This is a genomic window from Flavivirga aquatica, from assembly GCF_001747085.1.
Classification (GTDB): Bacteria; Bacteroidota; Bacteroidia; order Flavobacteriales; family Flavobacteriaceae; genus Algibacter_C; species Algibacter_C aquatica.
Genome location: NZ_MDJD01000007.1, coordinates 752,016 through 776,486 on the forward strand (window position 1 = coordinate 752,016; position 24,471 = coordinate 776,486).

20 protein-coding genes and 1 tRNA gene are annotated in these 24,471 nt (G+C 30.2%); 11 read left to right on the forward strand and 10 right to left on the reverse strand.

Features of this window, described 5'->3' with window-relative positions:
• The first annotated feature begins 94 nt into the window (after window positions 1–94).
• Complete coding sequence (locus A8C32_RS03830; protein WP_069829111.1) at window positions 95–685, forward strand: riboflavin synthase; 591 nt, start codon at window positions 95–97, stop codon at window positions 683–685.
• 2 nt (window positions 686–687) lie between these two features.
• Here the strand turns inward: A8C32_RS03830 and A8C32_RS03835 are convergent, their stop codons facing one another.
• The 3 genes from A8C32_RS03835 to mce form a co-directional block, all read right to left on the reverse strand.
• Window positions 688–891, reverse strand: coding sequence for a hypothetical protein (locus A8C32_RS03835; RefSeq protein WP_069829112.1), 204 nt, complete (start codon window positions 889–891; stop codon window positions 688–690).
• A 283-nt stretch (window positions 892–1,174) separates the two neighbouring features.
• Window positions 1,175–1,248 (reverse strand) — tRNA-Ile (locus A8C32_RS03840).
• A 57-nt stretch (window positions 1,249–1,305) separates the two neighbouring features.
• Entirely contained in the window at window positions 1,306–1,707 is a 402-nt protein-coding gene (gene mce / locus A8C32_RS03845; RefSeq protein ID WP_069829113.1) for a methylmalonyl-CoA epimerase, read from the reverse strand.
• Between the two features lie 195 nt (window positions 1,708–1,902).
• Between mce and rbfA the strand changes: the two genes are divergently transcribed.
• Window positions 1,903–2,301, forward strand: a complete 399-nt coding sequence (rbfA, locus tag A8C32_RS03850; RefSeq protein WP_069829114.1) for a 30S ribosome-binding factor RbfA — start codon at window positions 1,903–1,905, stop codon at window positions 2,299–2,301.
• A gap of 68 nt (window positions 2,302–2,369) precedes the next feature.
• Window positions 2,370–3,575 carry an ABC transporter permease gene (locus A8C32_RS03855; RefSeq protein WP_069829115.1) on the forward strand — a complete coding sequence of 402 codons (1,206 nt, stop codon included), beginning with the start codon at window positions 2,370–2,372 and terminating at the stop codon, window positions 3,573–3,575.
• Window positions 3,576–4,302: 727 nt separating this feature from the next.
• On the opposite strand, the gene dusB is transcribed toward A8C32_RS03855, so the two are convergent.
• Together dusB and A8C32_RS03865 are read right to left on the reverse strand one after the other, a co-directional pair.
• Window positions 4,303–5,298, reverse strand: a complete 996-nt coding sequence (gene dusB / locus A8C32_RS03860) for a tRNA dihydrouridine synthase DusB (RefSeq protein ID WP_069829116.1) — start codon at window positions 5,296–5,298, stop codon at window positions 4,303–4,305.
• Between the two features lie 78 nt (window positions 5,299–5,376).
• Window positions 5,377–6,495: a T9SS type A sorting domain-containing protein gene (locus A8C32_RS03865; RefSeq protein WP_069829117.1), complete on the reverse strand. Its 1,119-nt coding sequence runs from the start codon at window positions 6,493–6,495 to the stop codon at window positions 5,377–5,379.
• A 183-nt stretch (window positions 6,496–6,678) separates the two neighbouring features.
• Between A8C32_RS03865 and A8C32_RS03870 the strand changes: the two genes are divergently transcribed.
• Entirely contained in the window at window positions 6,679–6,951 is a 273-nt protein-coding gene (locus A8C32_RS03870) for a hypothetical protein (protein ID WP_069829118.1), read from the forward strand.
• A 165-nt stretch (window positions 6,952–7,116) separates the two neighbouring features.
• The gene (gene lepA / locus A8C32_RS03875; RefSeq protein ID WP_069829119.1) at window positions 7,117–8,913 is read left to right on the forward strand and encodes a translation elongation factor 4; all 1,797 of its coding nucleotides are present in this window, start codon (window positions 7,117–7,119) and stop codon (window positions 8,911–8,913) included.
• Between the two features lie 219 nt (window positions 8,914–9,132).
• Here the strand turns inward: lepA and A8C32_RS03880 are convergent, their stop codons facing one another.
• The 5 genes from A8C32_RS03880 to A8C32_RS03910 all read right to left on the reverse strand — a co-directional run bounded on the left by A8C32_RS03880 (window position 9,133) and on the right by A8C32_RS03910 (window position 14,368).
• On the reverse strand, window positions 9,133–9,699 hold the full coding sequence (locus tag A8C32_RS03880) for a hypothetical protein (protein ID WP_069829120.1): 567 nt from the start codon (window positions 9,697–9,699) through the stop codon (window positions 9,133–9,135).
• A 38-nt stretch (window positions 9,700–9,737) separates the two neighbouring features.
• Window positions 9,738–10,903, reverse strand: a protein-coding gene (locus A8C32_RS03885) for an IS3 family transposase (RefSeq protein ID WP_093455567.1) whose coding sequence is annotated in 2 segments (ribosomal slippage) — window positions 9,738–10,660 and window positions 10,660–10,903 — 1,167 coding nt in all. Because the reading frame shifts where the segments join, the coding sequence is not laid out codon by codon here.
• Between the two features lie 708 nt (window positions 10,904–11,611).
• Window positions 11,612–11,890: a hypothetical protein gene (locus A8C32_RS03900; protein WP_069829122.1), complete on the reverse strand. Its 279-nt coding sequence runs from the start codon at window positions 11,888–11,890 to the stop codon at window positions 11,612–11,614.
• Between the two features lie 301 nt (window positions 11,891–12,191).
• The gene (locus tag A8C32_RS03905; RefSeq protein ID WP_069829123.1) at window positions 12,192–12,860 is read right to left on the reverse strand and encodes a response regulator; all 669 of its coding nucleotides are present in this window, start codon (window positions 12,858–12,860) and stop codon (window positions 12,192–12,194) included.
• A gap of 14 nt (window positions 12,861–12,874) precedes the next feature.
• Window positions 12,875–14,368 carry a sensor histidine kinase gene (locus A8C32_RS03910; RefSeq protein WP_069829124.1) on the reverse strand — a complete coding sequence of 498 codons (1,494 nt, stop codon included), beginning with the start codon at window positions 14,366–14,368 and terminating at the stop codon, window positions 12,875–12,877.
• A gap of 324 nt (window positions 14,369–14,692) precedes the next feature.
• On the opposite strand from A8C32_RS03910, the gene A8C32_RS03915 reads away from it, so the two are divergent.
• The 6 genes from A8C32_RS03915 (at window position 14,693) to A8C32_RS03940 (ending at window position 24,132) form a co-directional block, all read left to right on the forward strand.
• A complete protein-coding gene (locus tag A8C32_RS03915; protein WP_069829125.1) occupies window positions 14,693–16,099 on the forward strand; it encodes a glycogen synthase in 1,407 nt (468 codons plus the stop codon).
• A 6-nt stretch (window positions 16,100–16,105) separates the two neighbouring features.
• Complete coding sequence (locus A8C32_RS03920) at window positions 16,106–17,368, forward strand: glucose-1-phosphate adenylyltransferase (RefSeq protein WP_069829126.1); 1,263 nt, start codon at window positions 16,106–16,108, stop codon at window positions 17,366–17,368.
• A 2-nt stretch (window positions 17,369–17,370) separates the two neighbouring features.
• On the forward strand, window positions 17,371–19,281 hold the full coding sequence (gene glgB / locus A8C32_RS03925; protein ID WP_069829127.1) for a 1,4-alpha-glucan branching protein GlgB: 1,911 nt from the start codon (window positions 17,371–17,373) through the stop codon (window positions 19,279–19,281).
• 125 nt (window positions 19,282–19,406) lie between these two features.
• The gene (locus A8C32_RS03930) at window positions 19,407–20,417 is read left to right on the forward strand and encodes a polysaccharide deacetylase family protein (protein WP_069829128.1); all 1,011 of its coding nucleotides are present in this window, start codon (window positions 19,407–19,409) and stop codon (window positions 20,415–20,417) included.
• Between the two features lie 8 nt (window positions 20,418–20,425).
• Window positions 20,426–21,529, forward strand: a complete 1,104-nt coding sequence (locus A8C32_RS03935) for a GNAT family N-acetyltransferase (protein WP_069829129.1) — start codon at window positions 20,426–20,428, stop codon at window positions 21,527–21,529.
• 200 nt (window positions 21,530–21,729) lie between these two features.
• Window positions 21,730–24,132, forward strand: coding sequence for a glycoside hydrolase family 31 protein (locus A8C32_RS03940; RefSeq protein ID WP_069829130.1), 2,403 nt, complete (start codon window positions 21,730–21,732; stop codon window positions 24,130–24,132).
• The last annotated feature ends 339 nt before the right edge of the window (window positions 24,133–24,471 follow it).

The following is a 24,471-nucleotide window of genomic DNA, read 5'->3' on the forward strand; positions in this document are numbered from 1 at the left end:
TCTTTTTTATTCTGATAAAATAAACTCAAAATAATAACAATTATTTTGAAACTCATTTGGTAATACAAATTTAAATAAATAAACAGATAATAATATGTTTACTGGAATTATTGAAAACTTTGGTATCGTTTCTAATTTAAAAGAAGACCTTAACAATCTTCACATATCTATTAAAAGTCAGATTACTTCTGAATTAAAAATAGACCAAAGTGTTGCTCATAATGGTGTTTGCTTAACTGTTGTTGCTATTAATAACGACGAATATGTAGTTACAGCAATAAAAGAAACTCTAGATAAAACAAATCTTAACTTCTTAAAAGTTAACGACAAGGTAAACTTAGAGCGCGCCATGAAACTAGGTGACAGGCTTGATGGTCACATTGTACAAGGACATGTAGATCAAACTGCAACTTGTATAAATATTGAAGAAGCTAACGGTAGTTGGGTTTTCACCTTCAACTATGATTCTAAGCTTAATAATGTTACTATAGAAAAAGGATCCATAACAATTAACGGCACTAGTCTAACCGTTGTAAATTCAAAAAAAGATACTTTTAGCGTTGCTATTATACCTTATACTTATGAGCACACTAACTTTAACACCTTTAAAATTGGCACTATAGTAAATTTAGAATTTGATGTTTTAGGAAAATATGTTGCTAAACTTGTAGAACTAAATAAGTAAGTTTAATTATCCTTTTTAGCTAACAATAATTTTTTAGCACCGTAAAATAAGGCAAAAACCATCCCTAAAAGAATCCCTCCATCAATAGGAACTCCAGGAGGAGGTGGCGGTGGCCCAGGAGGAGGTGGCATTACTTGAGCAACACACACAAAGCTTATTAATACAAATAAGACTGAGGCTAATATTCTTTTATTTTGTATTTTCATCGGTCACAAAAATATAAAAAAAAGCGAACTATCAAAACAAATACCTTATTATTAATCAAAAAATCATCTACAAAGTGTTGAAAATACTCGACAAAACACAAATTCGCCACTCTTAAAAACCATCACAAACCAAATATATAAAACCGGTAATCTACAATTTACATAAGATAAAACATCATAAATAACAGGTTTATCTCCTCTCTATTCACACTAAACGAGTTAACCTTAATTTAACAAACAAAAAAAGCCTTCAATTTCTTGAAGGCTTTACCGTTTACAGAAGTGGTCCCACATGGACTCGAACCATGGACCACCTGATTATGAGTCAGGTGCTCTAACCAACTGAGCTATAGGACCCGAAACAGGAGTGCAATATTACTATTATTTTTGATATACTGCAAGCCTTTTTTTAAATTAATTTACATCTTGACACAACTCTATTAATACACCATTTGAAGATTTTGGATGCAAAAAAGCAACTAGCTTATTATCAGCACCTTTTTTGGGAATTTCGTTTAAAACTTTAAATCCTTCTTTTTTTAAACGCTTTATTTCAGATGCAATATCGCTAACATGAAATGCAATATGATGTACACCTTCTCCTTTTTTTTCTATAAATCTAGCTATAGGACTATCTACTTTCGTTGCCTCTAATAATTCTATTTTATTATCCCCAACTTTAAAAAAGGATGTGTTAACACTTTCACTTTCCACTTCTTCTATCTTATAATAGGATTCTCCAAATAATTTAGAAAATAACTTATTAGATTCTTCAAGGTTTTTTACTGCAATACCTATGTGCTCAATTTTATTCATTGATTTTTTTTTTATTTCCTCCTTAATGGAGCTTTATTTATAGTAAAAGATACAAATTATGCAATTCAAAAGTAATATAATCTTTAAATATCCACTATTTTTGCAGAATACAACCTCCTATTACAGAGGTTCAAAAACAAGTTCTTAGAAAACTAAGAGTTTTCAAAGCTAAATAGCTTTTAAAAAATCTATACTGTGGAAGAAGAAAGTCAAAGACAAAAAAAAATAGGATCCGTATTACAACGTGATTTAGTTGAAGTACTGCAAGGAGCAGCTACCCAAGGAGGTTTACATGGTATATTAATATCTGTATCCAAAGTTAAGGTTACTGTAGATTTATCTGTTGCTAAAGTTTATTTAAGTATTTTCCCTAATGATAAAGCAAAAGAACTTCTTGAGGGTATAAAATCTAATACCCCTTTAATAAGGCATGAATTATCACAGCGTACCAAAAATCAATTAAGACGAATGCCTAATTTAGAATTTTTTATTGACGATTCTCTAGAGTATATTGATCAAATAGAAAAATCTTTAAAAGGAAAAGAAGACCCTATTAAAGACCCTAGCACTTTAGATAAGAGAAAAAAATCATAATCGATTTTAAAAACCTTCTAGTTGCATAGTTATAAATTAAAGCCTATATTTCTTCTCGCATTAAATATATGAATTTCCCACTTTATATAGCAAAACGTTATTTACGCTCAAAGAGCTCTAACAATGCTATTAATTTTATAACCATTATTGCTGTTATTGGAGTCATTTTAGGCGCTGCATCATTATTTGTTGTGCTTTCTGGTTTTGCTGGATTAAAAGATTTTACACTACAATTTTCTAATATTATTGATCCTGATTTAAAAGCAGAAGTTGTTGTTGGAAAATCCTTTATTTTAACTAATGACAATATTAATAAACTTAATAACCTAGAAGAGGTCACTCTTTATTCAAAAATTATTGAAGAGCGCGTTGTTATTGCTTCTGATGATAAAAACACATTAGCTATAATAAAAGGGGTTGATGAGCATTATCAAAATGTTGTTGATATTGATTCTATGATAAATTTAGGCTCTTGGTTAAATCAAAAATCAAATCAAATTGTAGTAGGTTGGGGTATTTCAAGTAATTTATCCATTGGAGTATTAGATTTTACAAATGGAATAAATATCTATGTTCCTAAACCTGGAAAAGGACAAATAACCTCAACAAAAAACGCCTTTAACTCTATTAAAGCTATTAATGTGGGTGTTTTTTACATTAATGAAAATCTAAATGACACTTATATTTATGCGCCTATAGATTTAGCAAAAAATCTTTTAAATTATAAACATAATCAAATCTCTTCAATAGAATTTAAGCTTAAGGAAGGTGTTGACGAAAATATTGCAAAAACAAAAATTCAAGCTATTTTAGGAGATCAAGTTCTTTTAAAAAATAGAACGCAGCTTAATGATGCGCTTTATAAAATGTTAAACACAGAAAATTTAGCTGTATACTTAATTTTTACGCTTGTTTTAATTATTGCTTTTTTTAACGTTATTGGATCATTAATAATGATGATGTTGGATAAAAAACGAAGTTTAAGCACACTTTTTAATATAGGAGTGACCGTAAAAGATATTCGCAAAATTTTCTTTTACCAAGGCAGTTTAATGAGTATTATTGGCGGCTTTATTGGTTTAGGTGTTGCTTTAATAATTACAGTACTCCAAAAAACGTTTGATTTGGTTATGATAACCTCATCGCTTCCTTACCCCGTAACTATAAAGGTTGAAAACTTCTTCATTGTCTTTTTAACCATTTCTGTATTAGGTATTGTTGCTTCAAAAATAGCTTCTGTACGTATTACAGAAACAATGGTACAAAACTATTAATAAAAATTTATAAAGAACAAAGCATCTGTTTTAATACACAAGGCTACACTTCGTAAAACAATATCAACAACCTAAATTCAATACGTTGTGAAAGTTTTAAATATACATAAGAGAGTTTTAAACGTGCCCAAACAAAAGGTAGTGGCATTACTAGCTACCTTATTAAACGAAAACGACCAAATTTGGCCAACTGAAATAATGACCAGCCATGAGGTTTAAAAACGGAATTGAGGTTGGGGCAAAAGGTGGACATGGTCCAATAAGGTACACTGTAGAAAATACGATTTAGATAAAACAATTCAATTTCGATTCGCAAACCCAAAGGGGTTTAAAGGCATACATAAATTTGAAATTAAAACATACAATCGACATGGAAACCCAAGGAAAAGGTTTATTAATTTAGTGTTTTGCAATACGCTATTACATAATGCTTTAATTGAAGATTGTTTTGATAAAATTGAAACAACTTTTCCTATAATCAAAAATCGACCAAATGGAATATGTGGGTAAAAATGAGCAGAAAACTATTAGCAAAAAAACTAGAAAATAGCATAAAGTTATTTGGCTAGTGCAAAAGCGATAGTAGCGGCATCCTTTTTAAAGCTTAAAAAATAATAAACTTTAAGAGGTCTCTAAAATTTGATAGTATTACCTCCTTCTTTATCCTTTATTACAATGCTTTAAAAAGATATAGCGAATAGCGCGGTGGCTTGCCATTTTGCTATAATTACTCTGTAAACTGATATCCTGAAAATTTCTCTAAAACCTCCTCAAAAGCAGCAAAAACATCTTTAGAATGATCACTAGTAACCATTTTCATTCGGTATTCTTTAAAATGCGGAATTCCTTTAAAATAGTTTGTATAATGTCTACGGGTTTCAAAAACTCCTAGAATTTCTCCTTTCCAATCTATAGCCATTTGTAAATGCCTACGTGCTGCTTCAACGCGTTCTTCTAAAGAAATTGGTGCTAAATGTTCTCCTTTATTAAAAAAGTGTTTTACTTGTTTAAAAAACCAAGGGTTTCCAATACTTGCTCGACCAATCATACAACCATCTAACCCATAATTGTCACGCATATCCATAGCTTTTTCTGGGGTATCTACGTCTCCATTTCCAAATACTGGAATATGCATACGGGGATTATTTTTAACTTGAGCAATAGGTTTCCAATCGGCATCTCCTTTATACATTTGTGCCCGTGTACGCCCATGTATCGCAATAGCTTTACAGCCTACATCTTGAAGTCTTTCTGCCACCTCAACAATTTTTATAGAATCATGATCCCAACCTAAGCGTGTTTTTACAGTAATTGGTATACTGGTTCGCTTTACCATTTCTGCAGTAAGCTGTTCCATTAAGCATATATCCTTTAAAATACCTGCTCCAGCACCTTTACTTACTACTTTTTTAACTGGACACCCAAAATTAATATCAATAATATCTGGCTTTGATGCCGAAACAATATCTATAGTCTGAAGCATACTATCTAGGTTAGCTCCAAATATTTGAATACCTACTGGTCGTTCTTTTTCATAAATATCTAACTTCATAACACTTTTAGCGGCATTACGTATTAAACCTTCGCTAGATACAAACTCGGTATAAACCACGTCTGCTCCTTGCTCCTTACACAAGGCACGAAACGGCGGATCGCTAACATCTTCCATTGGCGCCAAGAGCAAAGGAAAATCGGGAAGTTCTATGTTATCTATTTTTACCAAGTCTTTTTATTTTGGCACAAAATTAAGACTTTTTAAGGAAACACAAGGAGGTATGATTAAGAAGGCTATCTCATCTCACTATTTCTTTACTATTTTTTTGATTGTTGGATACGAATTCCCTCTTATTACTTTAACAAGATAAAGCCCATTGCTAAAAGTCCTAACATCAACAATATTTGTTTTCCCCTTATACAATAGCGTTAATTTGGTATCGTATATTTCTACAGATTCCAAGTTATCGTTATCAATGTAAAAAAAATCACTTACTGGATTTGGGTATACTTTTAAATGGTTTTCAATAATTTCCTCTTCTACAGATAAAGCTATGTCTTCCGTAGAAAACGTTATGAGCTTAGCATAATCTGATACCGAAGATATATTAAAAGTTTCTGAAGTTATAAAGTATCTGTTTTCATTAACATAAGCTATAGCCTCGGCTTGCTCAAACCCAAATTGAAAAAGACCTATTCGTGTGTTTGTTCCAGAAAATACATCATAACCATTAAAACTTTCACTAACCCAAACAAAAGGCTGTAAAATATTCGTATAACCAATTACAAAAAGCTTTTTTGTTAAAGGGTTATATGTCCCTCCTGTAATTAAGCCACCACTACTTAAGGTAGATGTTAGTGCTTCCACACTATAAGTTCCTGGTGCTTTTGGAACTAAGTATCCTTTTGTAATACCGTTAATCCAATTTTTACTAAACAGAATTAAATTATTTACATCAAAAGAAACCAGAGCTTCAGAATCCCATTCGGTTTTATTTGGATTAGATACAAATGTTGTTTGATCTGAATAGCTAATAGAAATAGCTTCAGCAATTACATTAACAGAATTTCTATAATCATTTTTATTAATTTTATAAATTTTCAAATCTTTCCGATTACCATTATTATTACCTATATCACCTATATAAATATTTGCATCATCCTGCGTAATATCTTCCCAATCTACATTTATAGCATTAGAAATTGTAACTACTCTAGTCACTACACCAGAAATAGTATCTAATTCGTAAAGTTTATTTTCGCCTCCAGAATCATTATGTGTTATAAGTTTGTTATTAAAAAAAATAGCTCCAGAACTTTCCTTTAAACTATTAGGCAATGCAAATTTTTCTACAACTGTATTTATTTGAGCTGCAACATTCCACATACCTAAAAACAATAGCATTATTAAAGTTATAATTTTCATAATAAGTAATTTAACTTTTTTTATTCTAAATAAAAATACTGATTTTTATAACAAATAGATGTTTTTTCTTACTTTATAATAATTAACAACAAAAATGTGTACGTGATGTCACACTTCAACTAACACAGATAGCTGGTCGTATGGATAATTTTAACCCAGAAACCGATCGTATAACAATTACAGATGTTCACAGAAAAATTATGGAACAAACCAAACATTTTTAATTCAGATGATTTACTTCCTGCACCCTGTAAACCAGATGCTTTAATTATGATTTATGCTCTTAAATTAGACAACAAAGTTTTTCCACTTACTCGATATATAAATCCAAACGATTTACTAGATAATAGCAAAAACACTATTATATATGAACAAGATGAAAACCTACATGGCAAAATGATTGCCCTTTTTAGTACCGGAAATTCTGTTGAGGTTGCCAATGAAAACTTAAAATGAATAAAAAAGCTGCTAAAGTCTTATTTTATTCTTTCTGCTGTTTATATTATTGTAAGCCTAGGGATTTGCGGAAGCATAATTGCATAAACACCTCGTTAAAATATTAATTAAAGCTCGTTTAAATAAATTATATTTGCAGAATCTTCCATAAGAAGATTGTTGACTATGAAGCACATTAGAAATTTTTGCATTATTGCACATATAGACCACGGTAAAAGTACACTCGCAGACCGTTTGCTAGATTATACAGGTTCGGTAACAGAAAGAGAGAAGCAAGATCAACTTCTTGATAGTATGGACTTAGAGCGAGAACGTGGTATTACTATTAAATCGCACGCCATACAAATGGAATACATTTACAAAGGCGAAGAATACGTATTAAATTTAATAGACACTCCTGGGCACGTAGATTTTTCATATGAAGTATCTCGATCTATTGCTGCTTGTGAAGGCGCCTTGTTAATCGTTGATGCAGCGCAGAGTATACAAGCGCAAACCATTTCTAATCTATATTTAGCTTTAGAAAATGATTTAGAAATTATTCCTGTTTTAAACAAAGTTGATTTACCAAGTGCAAACCCAGAAGAGGTTACCGATGATATTGTAGATTTATTAGGATGCGATCCAGAAGAGGTTATTCACGCTAGTGGAAAAACAGGTTTTGGTGTAGACGATATACTTGCTGCTATAATAGAACGTGTTCCTGCTCCTGAAGGAGATCCAGATGCACCATTACAAGCTTTAATTTTTGACTCTGTTTATAATACTTTTAGAGGTATTGAAACCTATTTTAGAGTTTTTAATGGTGAAATTAAAAAAGGACAAAAAATTAAATTCGTAGCTACAGATAAAGAATATTTTGCAGATGAAGTAGGTACCTTAAAATTAGAACAAGTTGCAAAAAAAACAGTTAAAACTGGAGATGTAGGCTATTTAATTACAGGTATAAAAACAGCAAAAGAAGTAAAAGTAGGAGATACTATTACAGATTTTGCTAATCCGACAACTAATATTGTTGAAGGTTTTGAGGATGTAAAACCTATGGTTTTTGCTGGCATTTACCCTGTAGACACAGAAGATTACGAAGAGCTTAGAAACTCTATGGAAAAACTACAATTAAATGATGCATCGTTAGTTTTTGCTCCAGAAAGTTCTGCTGCTCTAGGTTTTGGTTTCCGTTGTGGCTTCTTAGGCATGCTACACATGGAAATTATACAAGAACGTTTAGAACGTGAGTTTGATATGACCGTTATCACAACTGTTCCTAATGTATCATACCACGCTTACACAAATAAAAATCCTGATGATTCTTTTATTGTAAACAACCCATCAGACTTACCAGATCCTTCAACAATTAATCGAGTTGAAGAGCCTTTTATTAAGGCAACAATCATTACTAAAGCAGACTTTGTTGGTAATGTAATGTCTTTATGTATTGAAAAAAGAGGTCTCATTATTAACCAAACTTATTTAACACCAGAACGTGTTGAATTAACTTTTGAAATGCCTTTAGCAGAAATTGTTTTCGACTTTTACGATCGTTTAAAAACCGTTTCCAAAGGGTATGCTTCTTTCGATTATTCTCCTATTGGCATGAAAGTATCTAAATTGGTACGTTTAGATATTTTACTAAATGCACAACCTGTAGATGCGCTTTCTGCATTAATACATGCAGACAATGCACAAACCATTGGTCGTAAAATGTGTGAGAAGCTAAGAGAATTAATTCCGCGCCAACAATTTGATATTCCTATTCAAGCAGCAATTGGAGCTAAAATTATCTCAAGAGAAACTATTAAAGCACTCCGTAAAGATGTAACTGCTAAATGTTACGGTGGTGATATTTCACGTAAACGTAAACTTCTCGAAAAACAGAAAAAAGGAAAAAAACGTATGCGCCAAGTGGGTAATGTAGAAATACCACAGCAAGCGTTTATGGCTGTTTTAAAGTTGAATGATTAAAATAATAACACCATATTATATTTGAAATTCGTATCAAAAATTTTCATGAAATCACATTAAGACATATCATTATACTTCATTTAAACCAATAAAAAAGGGGCATTTCTAAAAAGAAACACCCCTTTTAATTGCATGAGAGACTTTGTTTTAATAGTTTTCTTTACAAGAAACCTCTGTTAGTTTTATAGTTGAAAGCATAGCCATCATATTTTACTTTAATTAAAAATTTACAGATCCAGTGATTGTTACAGCACCGCCTGATACAGGAAATATAAAAGTATCTGTTATATGTCCCCTTGCGTACGATAAAGAATTATAAGATCCATTATAATAAGAAAAATAAGGAACTTCGTTCAAAGATGAAACACCCACATTAAAAGAACGAAAGGAAACAACTTTTCTAACTCCAAGATTTGCCACCGCTTCAAAGGCACTTTTATGAAAAGTAGATTTAGAATCAGGACTAGCAAAAAAACTACATGGATAAGGTAAGTAAGTATCACCAATCGTTAAAAACGATTTTAGCTCAGAATAAAGAAAGTCAGTATCATTTATTGACGTGCCTCCAGAACGCCATCCTGCATGATAAGTTACAGTAAATTGACCATTATTGGCTAAAACTCCACTTTTTAAATCAATTGGATCTCTATTTTTATTTTTTGAATTTTGATTATTCATTAATACACTAATTTCTTCATCATTTAATAGATATTCCCCTTTAGTATTTAAAATTTCTGCAATTTTTGAATTTACAATAGGATAAACTAAAAATTCATCTTTTGTCAATAAACCTTTGGACTACCCAATAAATTTGGTACTATTTTTTATGCTACTTTTTTATTGTTTATAATTCTTAATTCTAGTTCTTTTTCTGCTGGAGTTTTATAATCTAAGGCAGAATGTATTCTGCTATTGTTATACCAGTTTATATATTGATTAATAATGTGATAAGTATGTAAATAGGACTTAAAATTATATCTATTAGTACATTCATATTTTATAGTTTTAAAAAAGGACTCAGATACAGCATTATCCCAACAATTTCCTTTCCTACTCATACTCTGTGTTATTTTAGAGCTTAGGTTTAATAAACTAACCATCTTATTAGATGCATATTGCACACCTCTATCTGAATGAAAAATATGGTTATTAGTTATTTTTCTTTTTTCTCTAGCTAATACCCAAGCTTTATAAACCGTGTTTTTCGTAGTCATGTCTGCACTTAAAGTCCAAGCTACTATTTTTCTATCCGCTAAATCTAAAATAGTTGTTAGGTAATTCCACCCGCTTCCTACTTTAATATAAGTAATATCTGAGACCCATTTTTCGCCTAATTGACTACTACTAAAACCCCTATTTAATATATTTTCCGCTATTGGAAAATCGTGATTAGAATTAGTAGTCATTACTTTATACTTTTTACTTAACACACTTTTTAAACCTAATTCTTTCATTAAAAAGGCTATATAGGATCTACTATAAAACAAATTCTCTCTTTCTAACATTTTTTGAACACGTAAGCTTCCATATACTTGATTGCTATCATTATAAATACCTGTTATTCTTTGCTTTAAATAAATTAAAGAGTCTTTTTGTTTGTTATCAGTCCTAACCCATGTATAATAAGAGTTTTTACTAACATTCATAATACTACACATCTTTTCAACTGGAAATACTCCTGTATGAGTTTTTATAAAACTATACCTTACCTGTCGCTCTTGGAAAAGATGCTTACCGCCTTTTTTAATATATCACGTTCTAACTTCATTTCTTTCAACTCTTTTTCTAAAGCTTTAACTTTTTGCTTTTCAGTTTCTAATACAGATAAATCTTCGCGATTATTTGTAGTGCTACTAAATTCGTTTCTCCATCTATTTATTGAAGCTAAACTAACTCCATATTCAGTCAATAGTTCTTTAGGTGTTTTTCCTGATTCTAATAAGTCGACAATAGTTTTTTTAAACTCTTGGTCATAAAGCTTTTTTCCCAGAATACAAATCTAATTCAATCGCATAAATTCGTACCAACAAAACTAGACATTCCACTTTATATTCATTAAAAAGATGTTTATGTTTATTTGGATTTAGTAATTTTAAATAATTAATTTCATCAGCGATACTTTGTATACTTATAAAATTTAATTCCGAACGTATTTCATATATAGCTTTTAATTTTTCAGTATGATAAAACACTACATCTTTTTTAAGATTCTCAAATTTTAAGTTGTTTGTTTTAAATGATACTAAATGTCCTTTTTTTACTTGCTCTAAATCACTATTAGTTAAATTATTTTTAAGTAATATTTTCCCAAAAAACTCCCTTTATTTTTCTTCTTTTAATTTCTTAATAGAATCGATTCTTTTTGATACACTTTCAATAGAATTAAATTTTAAGATCGACTTTATAATTGGTTTTTCTGTTAGAACAACCTCTTTCTCAGATTTAACTAAATCATTGTTTTCAGAACAAGAAAACACAAAAGAGTTACGGTTTTTCTTTAAAAAACTATGTCTTTTCCTTTATTTTTTATGTTTTTTCTATCATAAATAAATACTTATCATATACAAAATTTAAAATGAAAACTTATAAAAAGAAAATCTCTCAACAAACCATGGTTTATCGAAAGATTTTACAACTTTAATCCCAAAATAAACTGTAACGATTTTTTAGGACGAGATAACAAAATACTATTAGTCAATTATTTACAAGAACCAGTGATTTCAATTAGTGATATAAATTCACCAAAAGACAACCCTCCTAAATCCACACTAGCAGACTGTCCTCCAACTGTTTGTGTCACAGTACCGTCTTCATTCTCACAGTATTTACTACTAATTGACTGGACTTCACAAGTCTTACACACCAATTCTACTACTTCACCATTACCATTATCACCTTCATCACCATCATCATCTTTTTTACACGATGTAAACCCTAATACTCCTATTGCTAAAGCAGCAAACATAAATTTTTTCATAATTTGATTTGTTTATTAAATTTTGTGCAAAGTAGAATAAGAAAACACAAAAGAGTTGTGGTTTTTCCTTAAAAAACTATGCCTTTTCCTTTAAGGATTCATGTTTTTTTTAACGATAAACCAATACTTATCTTACACAAAATTTAAAATGTTGAATTTAGGTTGAAATCTTACTAGCTTAACTCTACGATAAAACACTTCTATAATATCAAAAGCTTTCAAGGATGATCTAGTTATTATTTAATTAGTTCTAAACTAGAATACTCAAAACGAATAAATTTTTAGCTTATTCAATTCGCATCTATATAAACCCCTTTTCTTCAGCTACTCTAAACAACTCTCTATCACTTTTCGCATTAAACAATTCTTTTAAAATACGTTTTCTTCTTTCTATAGCTGCTCCAGAAAGCGGAAGGATATCAGCCAATTCACTCATTTTAGAACCATGAGACAATTCGTATAATATTTTTCTATCAATACTATCTAACAATAACTCATTTGATGTTTGTTTACGCATAAACTTAATAACAGATTTACTGTAATAAGGCATCTCTTTAACAATATTTTCTATAGCAAATATGAGCTCTTTAGGATCTAAATCATTTTTAACCAAAAAACCATCTGGATTAACATTTTTAAAAATATTATTAATTCTATAATTATCATTGTATGTTGTTGCTACAACTACTTTAACACTAGGTAATAATGCTCTTATTTTTATTCCTATATCTTCTCCAGAAATTATTTCACCACCTTTAGATGGGGGTAATTTTATATCTAAAAAAATAATATCTAAATTTTGCTTCTTTTCTGCTTGTATAATTTCTAAATAAGCATCATCACAATTATTCGCTATAGTTATATTAAACTCTAATCCATCGTTTTTACTTTTTATACGTTCAAGTGCATTTTTATAAGCCTCTATAATTAAAGGATGATCTTCTATAATTAGAATATTGTATTTACTCATAATATATTGGTTAATTAAAGAGGTATAGATATATTTAGTATGGTACTTTTATATGGTGTTGCTATTATTTTAAACACACCATCTACTTTTAAAACTCTGGATTCTATATTTTTAAGCCCAATGCCTTTTTTAATTAAATTGACATCAAAACCAATACCATCATCTTCTATTTTCAAATATAATACGTCTGACGCTAAAGAAAAACTAATTGAAACTTGTTTTGCTTTGGCATGTTTAATAATATTCTGTACGGCCTCTTGAATAATTCTATAAATATTTACTTTAACTGTATCGTTAATCGTTTTAAACAAGACATCATTATTAGTAATTTTATACTCAAAAAAACCCAAACGACTTTGATGAATTAAATATTGATCCAATATTATTTCAAAATTTGTTTCTAATAATACCACATCATTCTTCAACTCATGAGATACATCTCTTATCTCTTTTTCTATTTTCTGCATTTCTTTTAAAAACCTATTGTAATCTTTTAATGTGTCTTCATCTCCTTTTAATTCTAAAAAACCCATACCTATTCGAGTACCAAATAATTGACTTAATATCCCATCATGTAAATCTTCTGCTATTCTATGACGTTCTTGTAATCGAACCTCTTCTAGCTTCGTTTTTTGCTCTAACATGAGCATAAAAATTTCTTCATTAGTTTTTTGTTGCTCGCTCTCGAATACTAATTCGCTATTTTTAGAACGTTGTAACTTTATAAAGTATAATAAGCCTAAAACTAAGATCAATATACCTCCAATAATAGATGTTAGAATATTTTGAACGGTTAATTCTTTCGTTTTTTCGATATACTGATCGGTTTCAAACTGTATACGTGCATATTTGTTTCTATTGGCTCGCTCATTAGAAATTAGACTATCATTAAGTGTTATGTATTCATACAAATAAGCTTTTCCAGAATCACCCTCTTTAAGCTTTGATAGCATTTTTAAGGCTCTTAATATCTCATCATATTTTCTTGCTTCTTTACCAACTTTATATGATCGCTTAGAATAATATAAAGCTTTCTCTTTTTTATTTATTTCATAATAAAACTCAGCCATATCATTTCCTAATGACGACAACTCATAAAATAAATTTAACTCATCAAAAATTTTATAGGCTTTAGTGAATAGAGAATCAATCTTATTATACTCTTTACTTTTACTCAAAAATTTCGTATAGGCTATATTATTTAATATAGTAGCATATGAATTTGAATCTTTTTCCAACAACTCATCATCTTCAAGTAACTCATCATATGTATAAACCCAAGCAAGAGCTATATTTGAATTTAAAATAACCGAATCTACCTCCGTCTTATAAGACAATTCACTAGCTTGTTTTGCATAATCAATTCTAGCTTCCAAATCTAAATCTTGATTATTAGAAAGCTTTCTTAATTCTTGTATACGTTCTAACTGATTTTTAAAAACACCATTCTGGGCATTTAATACCGAAACTAAAAACAAAAGTATTATATAAAAAGGTGTATGATACATCTAAAAAACGATTCATTGAACTATTAAAAACAAATATAAAACTTATAAATTCTCATACTTCTTTTAAACCTTTTTATAATTTTTATGTTAATTAAATCGCCTCATTTTAGGAGCCTTTATTTTTTCACAACAAATCTCATTACGCTTACCTTACTATATTGCCATATTCAATTACATAATTAAAATCAATTCAAGTTTTTTCTTACATATTTTTAATAATATATTCGTTAAATAACATTCTTTCATTTTTTTATTCAAAAATAAATTTCCTACAATATTTTTGACAATATTTTTGTATGTTTATACAAAACGCAAAAATTATAAATGGACATTATACACTTAAGCGCAGAGTGCTATCCAGTAGCTAAAATTGGAGGGCTTGCAGATGTTGTAGGAGCGTTACCTAAATATCAAAACATTACGACAATTACCTCACAAGTTATCATGCCCTTTTATGATAATAGGTTTACTAAAGAAAATATTTTTACAACAGTTTATACAGCAACTTTAAATTTAGGAAGTTTAACTTTTGATTTTAGTATTTTAAAACTTAAAGAAAAAACACTAGATTTTGATATTTTTTTTGTTGATGTTCCAGAGCTATTATTTAAAGACTATGTGTATTCGCCTAATGATACCGAACGCTTTTTAGCTTTTCAAATAGCAGCTCTTGACTGGATGCTTACCTGGGATAAACAACCTGATATAATCCATTGTCATGACCACCACACAGGGTTAATTCCTTTTATGCTTCAAGAAAGTAATAAATATGAAGCATTTAGAAAAATCCCTAATATTTTAACCATACACAATGCCCAATATCAAGGTTGGTTTCCTCATGACAAAGTAAACCTAATTCCTTCCTTTAACTTTAATAATGTTGGGTTGTTAGATTGGGCTGGCAGTATAAACCCTTTGGCTGCAGCTATAAAATGTGCTTGGAAAGTCACAACGGTATCTCCTAGTTATATGGAAGAATTAAAAACTTCTGCAAATGGTTTAGAAAGTTTACTAAGTCAAGAAAGTGCAAAATGTTCTGGTATCTTAAATGGCATAGACTGGAATGTATGGAATCCTGAAACAGACAACTATATTATATCAAAATACAACACCAAATCTCTTGAAGCGGGAAAGAACGCTAATAAAAAGCATTTATGTGACACCTTTAATTTAGATTTTAACAAGCCTCTTTTTGCTTTTATCGGTAGACTTGTAGGAGAAAAAGGATCTGATTTATTTCCTGAAACTTTTAAAAATAGCCTTGAAAAAAACAATGCTTGTATCCTATTATTAGGATCTGGAAATAATATCGTTGAACATCAATTAAAAGCTCTAAAAGAAGACCATGTTGGCACCTATAATACTTTTATAGGTTATGATGAAAAACTATCACATATTATTTATTCTGGAGCAGATTTTTTACTTATGCCCTCAAGAGTTGAACCTTGTGGACTCAACCAAATGTATGCGTTAAAATATGGTACAATCCCTATAGTTAGAAGTATTGGAGGATTAAAAGATACCGTTATTGATATTTCTGAAAAAAACGGATTTGGTATTTGTCACGACCATGTAACTGTTACAGATATAGTCACAGCAATCGATAGAGGTATTGAACTATATAAAAACAAAGTAATATTTAAAAAAATAAGAAAGCAAATCATGACTATTGATCATTCATGGGATGCTTCTGCTAATGAATATATAAATTTATATAAATCCATAAACTAACCTAGCATGATAAATGACAAAGTTTTAGCCATTATTTTAGGCGGCGGACAAGGCTCCAGATTACACCCATTAACCGAAGAAAGATCAAAACCCGCTGTTCCTATTGCTGGAAAGTATAGGTTAGTAGATATCCCCATCTCTAACTGTATCAATTCCAATATAAAACGCATGTTTGTGCTAACACAATTTAATTCGGCATCACTAAATAGGCACATTAAAGACACTTATCATTTTAGCTTTTTTAGTTCTGCATTTGTAGATGTATTGGCTGCAGAACAAACTCCAGAAAACAAAGGGTGGTTTCAAGGAACGGCTGATGCCGTAAGGCAAAGCATGCACCATCTTTTAAGACATGAATTTGAATATGTGCTAATCTTATCTGGAGATCAATTATACCAAATGGATTACGACTTAATGATTAAAGCTCATATTAAAAATAAAGCAAAAATATCTATAGCTACCATTCCTGTAAATGCAAAGGATGCTACATCCTTTGGAATATTAAAAGCAGATGATAAAAACTTAGTAACGTCTTTTGTTGAAAAACCAGATACTAGCTTGCTACCAGAATGGAATTCCGATGTTAGTAATGAAATGAAAGCACAGGGGAGAAATTACCTTGCATCTATGGGCATCTATATTTTTAACAAAGATCTTTTAATTGATCTAATGAGTAACCCAGATACTATTGATTTTGGTAAAGAAATTATTCCGCAAAGTATTCATGAGCATAAAACACTAAGTTATCAATATGAAGGCTACTGGACAGACATAGGTAATATAGATTCCTTTTTTGAAGCTAATATTGGCTTAACTGCTGATATTCCTGAGTTTGATTTATACAATAAATCAAAACGTATTTATACTAGAGCCCGAATGCTCCCTACCACTAAAGTATCAGGTACTACACTTAACAAAACCGTAATAGCAGAAGGTTGCATTATTAGTGCTGCCAAAATTGAACAATCTGTAATAGGTATTCGTTCAAGAATTGGAGACGAATCAACCATAATAAACACCTATATGATGGGAAGTGACTACTACCAAACTTTAGATGATGTTAACAATTCAAAAATCAATATTATAGGTATTGGAGCTCGATGCTTTATTAAAAATGCTATATTAGACAAAAACTGTTGCATTGGAAACGATGTTAGGATTAACGGTGGCAACCACTTAGAAGACACAGAAACGAAAACTTATGCCATAAAAGATGGTATAGTCGTTATAAAAAAAGGAGCCGTAATTCCTAACGGTTTTGTATTATAAATATGGCACACGTTAAACCTTATAGTTTATTTACAGATTTTGACATAAACCTTTTTAAAGCAGGTAAACACTACCGTCTTTATGAAAAATTTGGATCTCACATCACAACCATCGATGGTATCGATGGTGTTTATTTTGCTGTTTGGGCACCCAGTGCAAAACAAGTGTCTGTAGTTGGCGATTTTAATTTTTGGACCGAAGGAGAACACCTATTAAACGTACGTTGGGATTCCAGTGGTATATGGGAGGGATTCATTCCTCTTATTGGAAAAGGTAATATCTATAAATACAAAATAGAAAGTAATAATGATGGTATAAAAACTGAAAAGGCCGATCCTTATGCAAGACGTTATGAGCACCCTCCAAAAACAGCATCCATAGTATGGGATGACACCTATAAATGGAAAGACTCTAAATGGATGAAAAAGCGTAAAGTTTATAATGCTATTGACGCGCCTTATTCTGTTTATGAAGTACACCTAGGTTCATGGAAAAAACAGATAGAAGAAAATCGCTTTTTATCATACTACGAACTAGCAAATGATTTGGTTAATTATGTTAAGGACATGAATTTTACTCATGTAGAACTCATGCCCATTATGGAACACCCATATGATCCATCATGGGGTTACCAAATTACAGGTTATTTTGCACCAACTTCTCGTTTTGGATATCCCGAAGAATTTAAATATCTAGTTGATAAACTACATCAAAACGACATTGGTATCATTTTAGATTGGGTACCATCCCATTTCCCTGAGGACGCACATGGTCTTGGTTTTTTTGACGGATCACATCTTTATGAACATCCAGATAGAAAAAAAGGATATCATCAAGATTGGAAAAGTTTAATTTTTAATTATGAACGGAATGAAGTCCGATCATTTTTAATAAGTAATGCTATATTTTGGCTTGAACAATACCATGCAGATGGTTTACGTGTTGATGCCGTAGCATCAATGCTATTCTTAGATTATTCACGAGAAGACGGCGAATGGGAACCAAACATCTATGGTGGAAGAGAAAACTTAGCGGTAATAAGCTTCTTAAAAGAATTAAACCAAGAAGTGTATGCTTCGTTTCCAGATGTACAAACAATTGCCGAGGAATCTACAGCATTTCCTATGGTATCTAAACCAACATTTGTTGGCGGGTTAGGGTTTGGGATGAAATGGATGATGGGATGGATGCATGACACCTTAGAATATTTTGCAAAGGATCCTGTTTATAGAAAATATCATCAAAATGATATTACCTTTAGTTTAGCTTATGCTTTTACAGAGAATTTTATGTTACCCCTATCTCACGATGAAGTCGTTTATGGTAAAAATTCTATTTTAGGAAGAATGCCTGGTGACGAATGGCAACGTTTTGCAAATCTTCGCCTTTTATATGGTTGTATGTTTACGCATCCTGGAACAAAACTATTGTTTATGGGCGGCGAATTTGGTCAATATAATGAATGGAATTTTCAAGAAAGCTTAGATTGGAACTTATTAGAATTTGAACCTCATAAAAACATTCAAAATTATTATAAAGAATTAAACGCACTTTACAAAACTACGCCCGCTCTATACGAAAAAGGGTTTAGCAACGAAGGTTTTGAATGGATAAGTTTCGACGATCATGAAAACTGTGTTATTTCTTATATAAGAAAAGGCTACAATACCACTGATGACGTTGTAGTGGTTTGTAATTTAACCCCTACTATTAGAGAAAACTACCGAATTGGAGTACCTATAAAAGGTAAACTTAAAGAGATATTTAATAGTGATTCTAAAACTTTTGGAGGCAGCGGTGTTTCAAATAAAAAACAAATAACCATTAAAAAAACACCTTGGAATGGTAAGACTTTTTCTGCGGAAATTACCTTAGCTCCTTTAGCAATAATAGTTTTCCAATTTAAACCTTAAAATTTTGATCCTTCTATTACTATTAATACCATAATAGAAATTGAAAAGACCAATTTTAAAATAAAATTTCTATTTTTGAGAAGATTTAGGCTCTGATTGTAAATCAGAGCCTTTTTAATATATAAATGGGATTAATTAAAGACATTCTTTATAAGACATCAAATAAGCAAATGCTGGGCGTAGTGAAAAATCAATCTATTTTTCCTTATTATCATTTGGTTAATAACAAAGATGTCACTCATATAAAACATTTATATCAATTCAAGAACATTGAAAAATTTAAACAAGACCTAGACACCTTACTTAAATACTACAAGCCTCTAGACCCTAGTTTATTTACAAACACAAGAACAAAAATTATAATTCCTAAAAATCATTTCTTACTTACTTTTGACGATGGTTTGAGTGAAATTTATAACATCATTTTCCCTATACTTAAACAAAAAGGAATAAATGCTGTTTTTTTTATTAATCCAGATTTTATTGATAATAATGAGAGCTTATATAAACACGACCTAAGCATCATTATAGAATCTCTTAAAACATCTCATTATAAAAAAAACACCATAGACAAAATTGTTAAAATTTTAGGAATTGAAACCAACACTTCTCTTCCCCAATTAACAACAACTATCAAGCAAATAAAACAATCTCAAAATAACATTATTGAAGACATTGCAGATTTATTAAATATAGACCTTTATCAATATATCGAAACACATAAGCCTTATTTATCTAAAAGTCAAATTCAAGAGATGATTCATTCAGGATTTTATTTTGGAGGGCATACCATGTCACATCCTCGTTTGCTTGAATTATCCATAGAAAAACAAAAAAAAGAAGTTATCGATTCAATAAAATGGCTAAAAACCAACTTTAACATTGATTATTCTTTTTTTGCTTTTCCATTTTCAGACAAAGGCATCTCAAAAGCACTTATAAATGAAATTTTTAAATATGATGAATCTGCTGTTATTTTTGGTAATTCTGGAATAAAAAAAGATGTTAATAATAGGATAATACAAAGGTTCTCTCTTGAAAACCCAAATAAGCATACAGAAAAACAAATAGTCACAGAAAACCTATATAAATATTACAATAAGGCTATTGGTAAGTATAAAATAAAACGAAATTAAAAATTAGTTTGATTAAAAAAATTTTAAAAAAAGACGTCCCAGAATTTATCCAAAATCCAATTTTTTGGAACCATTCTTTTCTATCTGTTACTAAACACAGGTTATATGCTCATTATATGAATCCTAATTGTGACGACGACGATATTGTCTTACTTTTAGCATATTTAAATGATGAAATTGTAGGATACATGGGGGTTTTCATTGACATAATAGAAGTAAATGGTAAAAGTCAAAAAATCGGCTGGCTATCTACATGGTGGGTTCATCCTAAAACAAAAGGCACAGGTATTGGACGCAAGATTCTTAATACCATGTATGAAAGTTTGGACGGACGAATTGGTGTCTCTCAATTTACTCCAAGTGCTAAACGTGTTTATGTTAAATCGGGATATTTTAATGAACTAAAAACAAATAAAGGTTTCAAATTTGCATTTAGAAGTAATTTAAATATTGTCATACCTTTAATCAATCCAAAACTAACTAAGTTTTTACCTCTTTTTTCTCTTACAGATATTTTAATAAACTTACCCATAAATCTAAAAAACCAAATGCATAAATTTACAACTATGCAAAGGCTAAAAAACATTAAGATTGAATATGTTAATATTATTGATAATGAGACAGAAAAACTAATTAGAGATCATAGTTCTAACCATTTATCTCAAAAATCACCTCAATTTTTTCAATGGCTCAAAGCTCATCACTGGGTACAAGAAGCGCCTTTAATAAAATATGACATTCATGAGAAATATGAATTTTCTATGAGTGCTGAAAAGTTTAACATATACTTTACAAAAGTTTTTAATAATAACAAATTAGTTGGTTTTTTAGTATTGCAAAGAAAAAATCACCTTCTAAAAGTTCTATTTGCCTATTATATTGATGGTAATCAAAACATAATGGCTAATCTCATTTTATTACACGCCTTTAAACTAAAAATTAAAGAACTTGTTTGTTACGACGAAAAAATAAATAATATTATAGTTTCTTCGAAAACCTATTTATATAAAAGAAAAAAGCTAAAAGAATCTATCATTTCAAAAGTTTTTGAAGAAAAAAATTATAGTAATTATAATTTAAATTTTGGAGATGGAGATTGCTGTTTCGCATAGGTTATCCTTCATTTTAATTATTTAACACTCTATTTCATTCATCGTTTTTAAAAGCATAAAATCTAACATGTTAAATTTTTATTAATTATAAACCTCATTATTTGAGGTTTACATAATATTTCCTTTGTTTTTTTAATAAAAAGAAACATAAAAGGCGCTTTAATTTCATTAATTTTGGAATTCATTATTTTACTTAAAATATGATATTAAACACAGAATTAGAATACAAAGGGAATCTATTCCCAACAAAAATAATTTCCTACGAAAAAAACCTTAATGTTTTATCTTTTACTACCCAGAACGGTGTTATTTTACAAGTTACTGTACGTAGAGATAGCATATTGCGTTTTAGATATACCACTACTGGTATTTTTGAAAACGATTTTTCTTATGCCATAACTAAATATGCAAGCAGAGGTTATAACCATCTTGAAGTTACTGAGGATGATGATAATTATTTCATTAAAACAGCAAAACTTATTTGTCGTATTTCAAAAATAGATTTACGTAAATCTATTTTTGACGCTAAAGACAACACCTTAATTTGTGAAGACGAGCTTGGTTTCCATTGGGAAGAAAGTTATAAGTTTGGCGGTAATATTGTAAAAATGACTAAAACCGCTCAACCTGGTGAAAGTTATTATGGACTAGGAGATAAACCTGTTGACAATAACCTAAAAGGAAAACGTTTTGAAAACTGGGTAACAGATTCTTATGCTTTTGGAAAAGATACAGATCCTATATATAAAGCAATTCCATTTTATACAGGTCTACACCATAAAAAATCATACGGAATCTTTTTTGATAATAGCTTTCATTCTTACTTTGATTTTTGTCATGAACGCAGAAATATTACAAGTTTTTGGGCTCAAGGCGGCGAAATGAATTACTACTTTATTTACGGTCCAGATATGTCTGAAGTAGTTACAAACTACACAGATTTAACAGGCAAACCTCATGAAATTCCTGCCTTATGGACATTGGGATATCACCAATGTAAATGGAGTTACTATCCAGAATCTAACGTAAAAGAAATTACTGCCAAATTTAGAGAATTACAAATTCCATGTGATGCGATTTATTTAGATATTGATTATATGGAAGGTTTTAGATGTTTCACTTGGAGTAAAGATCATTTTCCTGACCCAAAAAGAATGGTTAAGGAATTAGCCGACGATGGCTTTAAAACCATTGTCATTATAGATCCAGGGATCAAAATAGATATGGATTATTCTGTCTTTAAAGAAGGTCTTGATAAAGATTATTTCTGTAAACGTGCAGATGGTCCTTATATGAAAGGAAAAGTTTGGCCTGGTGAATGTTATTTCCCAGATTTCACAAATCCTGAAGTTAGAGAATGGTGGTCCGATCTATTTAAAGAACTCATTGAAGATATAGGTGTTAAGGGTGTTTGGAACGACATGAATGAACCCGCTGTTATGGATGTCCCTGGAAAAACATTCCCCGACGATGTAAGACACAACTACGATGGCAACTATTGCAGTCACAGAAAAGCACATAATGTTTATGGCATGCAAATGGCGCGTGCTACGTATCAAGGCTTAAAAAAATTCTCATACCCTAAAAGACCTTTTGTAATTACAAGAGCAGCTTATTCTGGAACACAACGCTATACATCTAGTTGGACAGGAGACAATATAGCTACTTGGGAGCACTTAACTATTGCAAATATTCAAGCGCAACGTATGTGCATGTCTGGATTTTCTTTTATAGGGTCTGATATTGGTGGTTTTGCAGAACAACCCAATGGCGAATTATATGCACGCTGGATTCAATTAGGTATTTTCCATCCTTTTTGTAGAACGCATTCATCTGGAGATCATGGAGATCAAGAACCTTGGGCTTTTGGTGATAGTATTACAAATGTTGTAAGGAAGTTTATAGAATTAAGATACCAATTATTACCTTATTTATACACTGCATTTTGGAGATATGTAGAAGAAGGTGTTCCTATCTTAAAATCATTAGTTTTATACGATCAGGAAGACCCTCAAACACATTATAGAAATGACGAATTTATTTTTGGTGAAAAAATATTAGCTTGTCCTGTTACTGGACCTAACCAAAAAGGTAGACGCATGTATTTCCCAAGAGGGGAATGGTATAACTTTTGGAATGATGAAATTATAGAAGGAGGGCAAGAAGCATGGGTAGATGCAGACCTAGATAGTATGCCCATTTTTGTTAAAACTGGTGCTATAATTCCTAAATATCCTATTCAACAATATGTTGGAGAAAAAACCATTGATGAGTTATCACTTGACGTATATTATAAACTAGGTAAAGAAACATCTCAAGTTTATGAAGATGCTACCGATGGTTATGATTATATTAAAGGTAGATACAGCTTGAGAAACTTTAATTTACTAGGTAAAGAAAATGAATTAATCATTCAACAGCACAAATCTGGTAAGTTTATAACAACATATAAAACGTTTAAACTTAGCCTACATGGACTGCCCTTTAAAATTTCTAAAGTTCAAATTGATAATGAAGAAATCGCCTTTAAAGACATTAAGCTTAACGGAGATAATACTTTAATTATTAATAAAGAATTTACAGAGCTACATATTATGGCATAAATAAGCCAATAATAATTTGTATAAAAAAAGCCTCACTTTTAAAAAGTGAGGCTTTTTTTATACCCTAAATAAATAAACTTAATGCTTTTTAGCATACACTATTCTAATTTTTTCTTGTATAATTTTATTTTTTAAAAAAAATTTACTGTTATTTTTAATATTTTCATAATCAATGTTAAAACACTGTCTGTCAATTACATTATATGTGAAATTTATTAGTTTTTTTAATAAAAAAACTGTTTTAAGCTCGTTTTTTTTAATAAAAATCTTTTTCGTTTGTTATTACTCTCTTTTTCATCGACTAAAGGTTATAATTTGTTATACGTAAAAGCTTACACG